Origin of the sequence: Bacteroides sp. 43_46, assembly GCF_001915455.1 — a bacterium.
GTDB lineage: Bacteria > Bacteroidota > Bacteroidia > Bacteroidales > Bacteroidaceae > Bacteroides > Bacteroides caccae.
The window spans coordinates 40,435-52,255 of the sequence record NZ_MNQN01000114.1; the positions used below are offsets into that span (position 1 = coordinate 40,435).

At 45.8% G+C, this 11,821-nt stretch carries 8 protein-coding genes and 1 pseudogene; 5 read left to right on the forward strand and 4 right to left on the reverse strand.

Annotated features, from left to right (window positions below):
• Positions 1 to 34: 34 nt before the first annotated feature.
• From BHV72_RS11635 to BHV72_RS11655, 5 genes are read left to right on the forward strand one after another with little or no spacing between them, the layout of a single operon-like run.
• Positions 35 to 571 carry a DUF8457 domain-containing protein gene (locus BHV72_RS11635; protein WP_117988696.1) on the forward strand — a complete coding sequence of 179 codons (537 nt, stop codon included), beginning with the start codon at positions 35 to 37 and terminating at the stop codon, positions 569 to 571.
• A gap of 14 nt (positions 572 to 585) precedes the next feature.
• On the forward strand, positions 586 to 1,260 hold the full coding sequence (gene rsmI, locus BHV72_RS11640) for a 16S rRNA (cytidine(1402)-2'-O)-methyltransferase (protein WP_286856076.1): 675 nt from the start codon (positions 586 to 588) through the stop codon (positions 1,258 to 1,260).
• Positions 1,261 to 1,293: 33 nt separating this feature from the next.
• A complete protein-coding gene (locus BHV72_RS11645; protein WP_009131902.1) occupies positions 1,294 to 2,172 on the forward strand; it encodes a Cbp1 family collagen-binding glycoprotein adhesin in 879 nt (292 codons plus the stop codon).
• A gap of 51 nt (positions 2,173 to 2,223) precedes the next feature.
• Positions 2,224 to 2,916, forward strand: coding sequence for a YjjG family noncanonical pyrimidine nucleotidase (locus BHV72_RS11650; RefSeq protein WP_286856077.1), 693 nt, complete (start codon positions 2,224 to 2,226; stop codon positions 2,914 to 2,916).
• Positions 2,917 to 2,972: 56 nt separating this feature from the next.
• On the forward strand, positions 2,973 to 3,617 hold the full coding sequence (locus BHV72_RS11655) for a MarC family protein (RefSeq protein WP_286856078.1): 645 nt from the start codon (positions 2,973 to 2,975) through the stop codon (positions 3,615 to 3,617).
• Between the two features lie 59 nt (positions 3,618 to 3,676).
• Here the strand turns inward: BHV72_RS11655 and BHV72_RS11660 are convergent, their stop codons facing one another.
• The 4 genes and pseudogenes from BHV72_RS11660 to BHV72_RS11675 all read right to left on the reverse strand — a co-directional run.
• Positions 3,677 to 5,005 carry a zinc-dependent metalloproteinase lipoprotein gene (locus BHV72_RS11660; protein WP_286856079.1) on the reverse strand — a complete coding sequence of 443 codons (1,329 nt, stop codon included), beginning with the start codon at positions 5,003 to 5,005 and terminating at the stop codon, positions 3,677 to 3,679.
• Between the two features lie 150 nt (positions 5,006 to 5,155).
• Positions 5,156 to 7,033, reverse strand: a complete 1,878-nt coding sequence (locus tag BHV72_RS11665) for a hypothetical protein (RefSeq protein ID WP_286856080.1) — start codon at positions 7,031 to 7,033, stop codon at positions 5,156 to 5,158.
• A 32-nt stretch (positions 7,034 to 7,065) separates the two neighbouring features.
• Positions 7,066 to 8,694: a RagB/SusD family nutrient uptake outer membrane protein gene (locus BHV72_RS11670; protein ID WP_025835617.1), complete on the reverse strand. Its 1,629-nt coding sequence runs from the start codon at positions 8,692 to 8,694 to the stop codon at positions 7,066 to 7,068.
• Between the two features lie 24 nt (positions 8,695 to 8,718).
• A pseudogene (locus BHV72_RS11675) lies at positions 8,719 to 11,733 on the reverse strand (SusC/RagA family TonB-linked outer membrane protein); the annotation flags it as partial.
• Between the last annotated feature and the right edge of the window lie 88 nt (positions 11,734 to 11,821).

Here is an 11,821-nt window from a genome sequence, read left to right on the forward strand (position 1 = left end):
TTTATTTCTACATTTGCGGCATTAACACTTTGTGATGAGAAAGGAAATGCAAACATTATTGGATGACATAGAACTGGACATTCAGGAACTGAAATATCTAATGCAAACTATAACGGCCGAGCCTGATTCTAAATTACGGATTGTGGCGAAACGGAGTATTCAGCAGATGCGTGCGCGTCTGGATGAATTGCAGAAGGTATTGGAGGAGACTGGAAGCAAGGTGGAAGAGCCTCAGATTGTTGAGATCAAAGTTCCGGAGGTTACCGAGCCTGTATCTCCCAAGCATGAACCGGAGGCGGCTCCAATTTCCTCTCCTGCATCGCCAATCCTGGCAGAGCGGATAAAGCCGGCTACTGACTTGCGGCATGCTATCAGCCTGAACGATTCTTTCCGCTTTGCGCGTGAGATTTTCGGTAGTGACACTGCCCGTATGAATGAGGTCATACGCCAGTTAGGTGATGCCCCTTCTCTGGATAAGGCACTGGAACTTTTCTCTTCTCTGGTAAATCCTGATGAAGAAAATGAGGCGGTTGTCGATTTTGTAGAACTTCTCAAGAAATATTTTAGCTAAAGTATATAACGGATATGGGAAAACTTTATGTAGTGCCTACTCCGGTAGGAAATTTGGAAGATATGACATTCCGTGCTATCCGCATCCTGAAAGAGGCGGATCTGATTCTTGCCGAGGATACCCGTACTTCCGGAATACTGCTGAAACACTTTGAAATAAAGAATGCAATGCAATCCCACCATAAATTTAATGAACATAAAACGGTGGAAAGTGTTGTTAATAGAGTAAAGGCAGGTGAAACTGTGGCATTAATTTCGGATGCAGGTACACCGGGAATCTCCGATCCGGGCTTTCTGGTAGTGCGTGAATGTGTTCGTAATGGCATCGAGGTGCAATGCTTACCGGGGGCTACGGCTTTCGTTCCGGCTTTGGTTGCTTCGGGCTTGCCGAATGAGAAATTCTGTTTCGAAGGTTTTCTTCCCCAAAAGAAGGGCCGCATGACGCGTCTGAAAACTTTGGCAGAAGAACGCCGGACAATGGTGTTTTATGAGTCTCCCCACCGCTTGGTGAAAGCATTGACGCAGTTTGCCGAACATTTCGGTGCCGAACGTCAGGCCTCCGTATCGAGGGAAATCTCAAAAATGCACGAAGAGACGGTGCGTGGCAGTCTCACGGAATTGATAGAGCATTTCACCGCCAATGAGCCACGTGGAGAAATAGTAATAGTAGTAGAAGGAATAGACGATTAGATAACTTCATTAACCAACGTAAAACAAAAGCGTATGAAAAAGTTAGCAGTTTTAATTGTATGCGCAGCCGTTATGGCATCGTGCGATGGCTTATCAGGTGGTAGCAAAGACCAGTTGAAAGCTGAAAATGATTCTCTTTTGATGGAACTTACCCAGCGTAATGCTGAACTGGACGAAATGATGGGCACTTTCAATGATATCTCCGAAGGCTTCCGCCAAATCAATGCCGCTGAGAGCCGCGTGGATTTGCAGCGTGGCGCTGTTTCGGAAGGCTCTTTATCTGCAAAACAGCAGATTGCGACTGATATTGAATTCATCCAGAAGCAGATGCAGGAAAACAAAGAGCAGATTGCAAAGTTGGAGGCTATGCTGAAAAGTAGCAAGACCAATTCTGCACAAATGAAGAAAGCGGTAGAATCTCTGACTCAGGAATTAGTAGCCAAGACTCAGCGTATTGAAGAGTTGCAGGCTGAACTTGCTTCCAAGAATATCCGTATTCAGGAATTGGATGCAGCCGTAACCGGTCTGTCGGCCGATAAAGAAGCTCTCTCTGCTGAAAACGAGGCTAAGGCTAAGACTGTGGCTGAGCAAGATAAGGCAATAAACACCGCTTGGTTCGTATTCGGAACTAAGAAGGAATTGAAAGACCAAAAAATCCTGACTGATACCGGCCTCTTCAAGAAAGGTAAAGTATTGAAGGATGGTGATGTGAATAAGGATTACTTTACTCAGGTTGACATCCGTACAACGAAAGAAATTAAGTTGTATTCTAAGGATGCTGATGTTCTGACAACTCATCCGGCAGGTTCTTATGCTTTGGAAAAAGATGATAAAGGCCAGCTTGTTCTGAAGATTACGAATCCGAAAGACTTCTGGAGCGTATCTAAATATCTGGTTATCCAAGTGAAATAATTTGATAATGTCATAAGATGGCAGGGTCATGAGCCCTGCCATTTCTTTTTTATGCAATACAAGAATCTGTTTTTCGATCTCGATGATACTCTTTGGGCGTTTTCTTATAATGCCCGCGATACCTTTGAAGAAATGTATCGCAAATATGAATATGACCGCTATTTCCGGTCTTTCCAGCACTTTTATGAACTCTATGAGCGGCGTAATGTGGAATTGTGGGCAGAATATGCGGATGGGAAAGTGACAAAGGATGAGTTGAACCGCCAGCGTTTTCTTTATCCGCTGGAAGCAGTGGGAGAGGGGGATGCAGCTTTGGCAAAGGCTTTCTCTGAAGATTTCTTTGCGGTGATTCCCACTAAAAGCAGATTGATGCCTCATGCCCGGGAAGTGTTGGAGTACCTCGCGCCCAAGTATAATCTTTATATCCTTTCCAATGGTTTCCAGGAATTGCAGTGTCATAAGATGCGCTCTGCAGGAATCGACCGTTATTTCAAGAAGGTGGTTCTTTCTGACGATATCGGTGTACTGAAGCCTTGGCCGGAGATTTTTCACTTTGCCATGTCAGCTACCCAGTCCGAACTGCGTGAGTCGTTGATGATTGGTGATAGCTGGGACAATGATATTGCCGGTGCCAGAGGGGTAGGGATGCATCAGGTATATTACAATGTTACGGGCCGTGCGGAGTTCCCATTTAAACCAACTTACCAGATTATAGACTTGAAAGAGTTACTTCAATTGTTGTGACATTGAGGGATTAGTTGTAATTTTGCATTCGATAAAAAACGAATAAAATTGCAACTATGGAATCTATTCTTCCTTTTGCCTTGCTTTGTCTGACATCTTTCTTCACGTTGACAAATCCTTTGGGAACCATGCCCGTCTTTCTGACTATGACACAGGGGATGACGGATAAAGAGCGTCAGTTTATCGTATCGCGTGCCACTCTGGTAGCCTTTCTTACGATAATGGTCTTTACCTTTGCAGGTCAGTTCCTCTTTAAGTTCTTTGGAATCTCTACCAATGGTTTTCGTATTGCGGGCGGAGTCATCATCTTTAAAATAGGTTTTGACATGTTGCAGGCCCGTTATACCCACATGAAGTTGAAAGACGAGGAAATCAAGACTTATGCTGATGATATTTCCGTAACCCCGTTAGGTATTCCTATGCTGTGTGGTCCCGGTGCCATAGCCAATGCCATTGTGTTGATGCAGGATGCCAATACCATTGAAATGAAGGGAGTTCTGATTGGTGCTATCGCCTTGATTTATCTGATCACCTATTTTATATTGCGTGCCTCTACACGTCTGGTAAAAGTGCTGGGGGAAACGGGAAATAATGTGATGATGCGCCTTATGGGACTTATACTGATGGTGATTGCGGTGGAATGTTTCGTGAGTGGGGCGAAGCCGATATTAGTGGATATACTGAAGGAGGGATTGATATAATGGAATGAAAATGAGGATGTGGCAGATTGACTGGCACATCCTCATTCATATTTCTGTTGTCATTTCACAATCACCATCGGCAAGTCTAGTTTGCCTTCTATGACACTTCGAGTATTCGCTTTCCCTTTCTTGGGTCCCGGTGTCAGGGGACTGTAAGTCAATACATGCCGAATACGATTGCGCTGGTCATTTGTTAGACGGTCAGCATAACTTATTTCATAATCCATCAGGTTGTATGAGCTGAATATCTGCCCCGTTTTGCAATTTTCACGTTTTACGGCCTCGGCCATACTCAAGCTTGTCCCCTGCTGAGCGGCTTCCTGAAGCAACGCTCTTAAGTTCATCATATAAGCTATACGGTTGTATGAGGGCGTATCCTCGCAATAGTCGGAATCTATGCAATCTGTAGAAAGACCAGAGTTCTCATCTTCATCAAAAGCATGATGCAACCCTAAGTAATGCCCCAACTCATGTGCCAAAGTCACATTTACGTCAAATCCGTTGTACTTTCCGTCACTACCGGTCTCTTCATAGACATATAGGCTGTTGATGGATAGACATTTGGGATAAGAAAGGTTCTCTTTGGTCAGGTAAGCGTATTGGGTGGCGGGAAGTCCTTCCAGATAAGTTGTGCCCGTGGTAGAAAGCGGAAGATGGGAAATGCCAAGTATTACACTTCCACCTCCGTCCACTTCCGCAAAGTTGTAGAGCATTACGTTGATGTAACGATTGGGATCCCAAAGCAGTTTTACATAGCGGCTGTCACCCATAAAAGCCTCACAGTCCAGGGGCATGGCATCCATCTTTACATATTCTACACCTGGAGTCAGAAGCGCATTGCCCGTTTCGTCAGTTTCGGCCGGTACGAATTCCAGATTCATATCCACTCCTTTGTCACCTCCATTGTAGCGAGTGATTCCGTCATAGTAAGTGTTTACTCTGTCCAGTACTTTCAGCAGGCGTTCTTGGTCAATATACTGGTTCCGGTCTTCCGCATCGGAGTAAAGCACATGGAAGATAACCGGGAGCCTGTAGGTAAATTCCTGTCCGTCCGGTATTCCTTCTTGCCGGATATTGATCTCCCGTATCTGTTCTTTAGTCCATATCTTTACCACACCGGAACGCTCCGTATCAATATTGGGTTCCAGCGATAATTCCAGTACGGCATCGCCTGTTCCTTTACTTTGGGATACCCGGCACCAATTCACCAAACTTGTGGCCGTCCATTCCAAAGAGGTTTGGATGGAGACTTTCAGAGTGTTCTCTTCATAAGAAATGTTCGCGAAATTATCCTGCGATAATGACACGGCCGGTTCTGAATCGTCTCCGCAAGAAACACTCAACAGGCCGAATAATAAGAAGAAGAAAAAAAAGTTTTTACGAATCATGGATTTTTTTTTAAGTTGTTAAATCAAGGCATGTGTATAAGTTCATTTAAGGAATAAAAATGGGGGACTTTTCATTGAAGTCCCCCATTTATGTAGCAATTCATTTTTCTCGTGGAACCGTTGAACGGGAACGGTTAGTGGAAGTTCCGATTATCGGTTCAGAGAATTCTGGGAAGTCACAATACCGAATTTCAACTCTCTTGAGGAAACTTTATTACTGGGACTGAATGCTTTCTTGCCTGTAGATTGAACACCAGGGGCTTTAACGGATTTTGTTGTAGCCTGAGTTTGAACGGTGGCGGCAGCTTCCGGAAGTACAACTTTGAAGGCTCCATTTATATTGCCATAATAGAAGCTGGTTTCGCTCTCAAGAGTGCAGAGAAGTGACTTCACGGGGAAAGTGATGACACCGTCCGCCAGCGAACCGCACACGCCTTTTGCCTTGACCTCTTCTAAAATTGCTCCCTGTCCCAAATAATTGGCGGCAAGACTGGATATTATCAATGCCCCATCTCCCCAGTTGAGTCCCATCTTCTGCTGGTCGATGAATACGCCTTCGGGGTCTTGTGCGTTAATTACCAGATAATGGTTCTGGCTATCATCCCAATCACCAGGTTCATTGTAAGGATAAGCTTCTCCATACGGGTTTACCAAACGATAGACACCGGGGTTTTCGCTGTTTTCTTGTATTTCGACTTCATAGGTAGGGTTATCCACCTTATAAAGTGTGGTCATAAGATCTTCAGTATAGAGAGCTGTTCCCAAACTCATCCATCTGTCAGTTCCTGCTGAAAACTCAAAAGACGTGTAGGCTACCTCCTGTGACTCACCTTCGCCATAACCTACGGCAACGATAGAGCATAATCCATTGGCTGTACTGGGAATGTTTACGGAACCGCTTTGGCTGATTTCGATGCCCTCAAGGCTGCCGTCCAGAATGCCGTTTATGGCAGCCTGAATGTCATTACCTTCCACCATCACCACTTTGGCATTTTCCACATCAGCACCCAATTGGATGTCGGCAACGGCATAGTTATCACCACCTACGTTCGTGAAGCGTCCCTTGTATTCCACATTAATCGTATAGTCTTTCAGAGACGCACCAGGGAAAATAATGGTTATAATGCCATCGGCCTGTGTATTGTTCCATCCGCCATGCCCATTCATATAGTAATATGGGGCAAGCTGCACTCCCGCAGGTGTGCCATCAGCCTGATACTGGAGAACCCTGTTGAACGTCCAAGCAGCTTCGCTGTTAAGGCTGGAGAAGTCGGAAGGATGGTGGGCGTCAACATTTGTATTATAGTCATTTGATGTATTAAAGAAACCGGTACAGTAATATGGGAAATAAACCAGATCTTCCATTGTAATGGTCACATCACCTATCTTGTCTCCCGGTTTCAATAGGGTAAATTCTACGTAAGGGCTCTGGTCGCCATTAGAAGTAAAACCTTCCTTAGTCAACCCTTCAGAATACGGATCAACCAAACGATATAAACTCGGATTGAGATCGTTGCGTTGCAGCTCCACACTATATTTATTGGCAAACAAGAAAGCATCGCTGAAAGTAGCCTTCCCCAGAGAAGTCCAAGGAGCCGGAATACCCGCCTTGAACACATACTGGGCCATACCGTAAGGAGTGGTCGCGCTTTCATCTCCAATAGTCAGTTTGATTTCAGAATATGCATCATACTCCAGCGACTCGGGGTTATAGCTGATGGACAACACAGCCTTGTCAACGCCTTGGGCAAAGCTGACAGAAGTTGGAATCGTGAAAAAGCTACCGTCCCCCGTAGCTGTAATAGGCACGGTAATCGCCTCATCAGTCTTGGCACGCATAAGGGTCACGTCGAACGATGTCTTGTCTTTGCTCAAATCAACAGTCGCACCATTTGTGGTCGGGAAATACACTTGGGCGTTTACAGGTTTGTCAGCAGGTGAATATTCCACATCGTCACCACAGGCAGTGAAAGCCAGTGGAAGTGCCAGCAAAAGCATGGCACTCAATATGTTCTTTATCTTATTCATATACAAATTCTATTAAAAGTTAACTTGTTTGGTTAATTATTACCCGGTGCATACGTGCCTATCGGAGTAGGACGTGTGGGGATGGAACCTGAAGGGTCAGGATTGTTCTTGCCTTGGAGAGCTGTATTTGAATCCACTTCATCTTTGGGAATCACCAATGCCCAGTTGGGTTTCACGCCTTCACAGTTTATCTTGAAAATGTCCTCTATGTAGTTGGTTCCCTCATAGTTCTGAATTACACCCGGTTTCAGACGCTTAGCCGTGGGGAATGCGATGCCTTCACCCCAGAACTCGATGCGCATTTGCTTCAGCACTTCAAGCTGAACAGCACGTAGGTCGGTCAGCACACAGTTATAGTCAGACTGACGGTATCGTTTCATAAAATCGTTTAGCAGCTGTACGCCTGCCGCCACATTCTGACTGGCAGCTACAGCTTCGGCCTCTATGAAGTACATTTCTTCCACACGCATTACGGGGATATCGCCGGCTGCACCAACGGAGTAAATCTTGTAGTCACCATTGACGCAACGGAACTTCAGCGACATATAGTCGGGTTGTTCATCCAGCCACTCCTTGCCTTGCACCGACTGATAATTATAGAAACTTCTGTCCGGGTCGAGGAAAGAGTATTTACGGAAGTCGTTGTCGGCTATCTCGTCATAGAGCGAGCGCGCTATCTGAAGTTTCGACAAGTCTGCATAACCCCAGCCAGCCTCATTGGAGATGTGACCTATGAAGTTAGCAAGATTACCCATATTGGAGGCTGTGGGATGAAGATACCACATCCATGAAGAAGTGGCGGTGTTAAAGCCTGTAGTAGGGTTGTGCCACTGTGCGGAGGTCATAGGCGTTGCGTCCGATGCGTCGATAGCCTTGCGGGCATACTCGGCTGCCTTGGCATAATTTTCATCCCACATATATACCTTGGCCTTCAAACCATATACCACAGCCAAGCTGGGGAAGTTTTTGGTAGCAGGCGTATAGTCTGTCAAGCCGATTTCGGCCTTGTCAAGATCAGAAAGTATGAAAGCCATCATCTCCTCACGTGTTGCACGTGGATTGTTTTTAGCCATGTCGTTGGTGGTCGCCTCGGTCACAATGGGGACTGTAAGTCCCAATATTTTGCTGCAATCGGTGTAGATGTTTTCCACCGGTTCGAAAAGCACCATCAGTGTATAATAGTCCAAAGCACGGAAGGCATGAGCCATACTTCCGTATCCACGCATTTCATCGGAAATGGTGGGGTCGGTTACATCAACTACTGCTATCACATCATTGGCAGACTTGATAAACTTATACAAGGCAAAGTAAGGCAGGAACGACTCATAAGTGTTATCGGACATGCCGTAGTTTGCGCTGTAGCGCCACCACCAGTCATAACCGTATTCTGTGGCAACAATATCACCCAGAAGTTCGGACTGAACCAGCATCAGAGAGGGGTAAGCGAGGTCGCTTTCGCGAACTTGCCTTCCGTATACCAAATAGCCTTGGACCATCTGCGACGGCAGACCATTGATTGCAGCCTCAAGCGCTGAAGCCGAAGCACCGATTTGTTCGGAAGTTGCGGTAGAGTTTTCAGGGAAAATCTCTTCTATACAGCCTGTTAATACCGTAGCCGATACCACCATAGCCGAAAATAGTTTGAATATATTCTTTTTCATATTATCGTTATCTATGTTTTAGGTTTAGAACTCAAATGTCACACCGCCGGAGATAGTACGCATCGGCGAGTAATAAGTGGCGTTGGTGGTCTCGTTGTACGACTGACGCGGGTCGAAACCTTTGCGCTTAGACCAATAGAACACGTTCTCAGCCGACATGTATAAGCGCAATGAGCTGATAGCCATTTTCTTTGTCCATCTGGAAGGCAGTGTATAACCCACGTTGATGTTCTGAATGTTCAGGAAGCTGGCATTGGTCAGGAAGCGTGTGGACATTGATGCCGAATACTGGTCATTGAGCTGGAAGCGTGGTATGTTGCTGCCGGTGTTCTCGGGAGTCCAAGCCTTCAGTAGGTCCTTGTGGTAATTGGAACCGGTTGAACCAGAAGGTGAGGACATGAAATAGGCATACGTACCGTCATACTGCTTGCCGCCAATCTGGTATGTGAAGTTGATACCAAAGTCCACACCATATACTTTCAGCTTGGTGCCGAATCCACCATATACCTTAGGAATGGAGGTCTCTTCAGTAATGTAATAGTCGGCGTCGGCATAGGTCTTGGTTGTTTCACGTCCAATGACGTTTCCGTCCCCATCCTTGGTGTTCCGATACCATAGGGACTCGCCGTTTTCGTCCACTCCGGCATATTCTTTCAGACGCCATGTAAACATTGGCAGGTCTTCGGCAATAAAGAAATTACCACTGGAGTAACCTTTATATCCTTTGCCGCCAGCTGTGTACTCGGTAGTAATCTGCTTGTCAGCATCAAGCATCGTAAGGCGGTTTTTCAGCGTGGAGATGTTGAGGTTAACGTCCCATGTGAAGTTGCGAGTATTGAAGATGTTCACGTTGAAGTCCATTTCCACACCGCTGTTTGTCATGTTACCTACGTTGTCGAAGTAAGAAGAGTAACCCAAAGAGGGAGCTACAGAGAATGAGAACAACATATCCGAAGTCTTACGCATATAGTACTCAATGCTACCGCTCACACGGTTCCACAGCTGGAATTCCGCACCGATATTGAAGTTAGTGTTGGTCTCCCAAGTAATATCCTTGGTACCTTTACTATAAAACGAAGTACCGACCTTGTTGTCGGAGTTGATGATGTCGAACACGTCGGTATAACGGAAGTCTCCGATATTGTCATTACCCTGCGAACCTACAGAAGCCTTTATTTTCAGTTCCTGCACCCATGAAGCGTTAAACCAACTCTCCTTATTAATGAGCCATGCACCGCCTACTGACCAGAATGTACCCCAACGGTAGTCCGGATGGAAGCGTGAGGAAGCATCACGGCGCAAAGAGGCGGAACCGAAAATGCGCTCGTCAAAATTGTACTGTAAACGGCCGAAGTAACCTTCATTATTGCGACGTCTCTTGTAAGAAGTAGCTGCCTGTCCGTCAATTACAGCACCGTCCAATTCATGGTTGTCCTGAGAGAACATCTTTGACTTGCTGGCGCCCAGATAGTTTAGGCGGTAATCGTAATATTCGTGTCCCAACAGGATGTCGAAGTTGTTGTCACCAAATGAGGTGGCGTAAGAAGCAAGCTGTTGCAGGTTGTAGTCATAATCACGCTGATTGTACTTGCTCACTGTACCTCCGGTGGAGTCAAATTGTCCATAATAGGGGTTGTACACATAAGTGAAGCGTGTCTCGTCCAAATTAAAAGTACCATTCAGTGTTACCTTCAGTCCCGGCAGCGGAGTGATGTCCACAAAAGCATTACCGCTAAGGGCGTTTCCTTCGGCATTTCTGGTGTTAAGCTTATTATCCTGAATAGGGTTGGCGTCAGCAATAAAGGGACGTTGCATACCGGCATTGATACCGCTACCATAGTCCATCATTTCGATACCGTTGCCGTCAAGCATGATACTGCCATCAGCATTACGCACGTAAGCGGGATAGATGGGAGCCATTTGAGTGGTGAATGCCCAAACGTTAGCGGTAGAAGAACTTGACCCATTGTTACCCAATGAATTGCTGTCAAAGCGTGCGTATGACATATTTGCACCCACCTTCAACCATTTCTTGGCCTGATAATCGGCTTTCAAACGACCGGTTAGACGTTTCAGATCAGATCCTTCAGTGATACCCTCATTTCCCAAATAGCCCAAAGAGACATAGAAAGAAGATTTTTCATTGGCTGCGCTTATCGAGAAGTTGTACTCCTGACGCAAGCCGGTACGTGAACCAACCTTATCCCAATCATCGGGAGTAAGCAGGTAGTCACGTCCTTTGTAGTTTACTATCCTACCCAGTGTGGCGTCGGGATTGAGCTTGCCATTCTGGCCAATGAGGTATTGTCCTTCAGGAACAGTATAGACATTGTAGCCCAAACCGCCGTTGGAGCCAAACAGATTATTGTTTGCCTCAATCCATGCAGCCTGATCGCTCATACCCATTTGTCTTGTATAGTAATTCTTCATTGCGCCATAGTGCATCTCGTAATACATCGCAGGGTCAGAAATCACATCATACTTCTTCAATGCGCGTGTATTGGCACCCCACTTGGCATCGAAAGTCACTTTGGCTTCACCACTCATGTTGGCTCTCTTGGTGGTGATGATAACCACGCCGTTGGCGCCACGTGCACCGTAAAGTGCATTTGAAGCAGCGTCTTTTAGTACGGTCATTGACTCAACATCATTAGGATTGATATTGCTAAGGTCACCGCTGTAAGGCGCACCATCAACAATAATCAAGGGGTCGTTTCCTGCATTGAGTGAGCTGAAACCGCGAATTTTGATAGATGCAGTTGCGCCCGGGGCACCATTGTTAGAGGTTAGTGTCACACCCGGCACTGCACCTGCCAATGCATCAGTGACACTTGTCACCTGCGACTGCTCAAGCTTTTCAGCTCCAATGACTTTTGCCGAACCAGTAAAGGCTGACTTCTTCGCCGTACCGAAAGCTACTACCATTACCTCCTCAAGCATCTCAGTATCAGACCTCATGACGACTTTTACGGTAGGTTTAATAGCCACTTCTTGTGTCTGCATTCCAATATACGAAACCTGCAAAGTCTTCGCAGAACTATGCGTTAGCTATATTGTTGATATATAGCAATATATTAATAGCACAGGAACTTATTATTCCATAATAGTATTTTGTAATTGATTGATT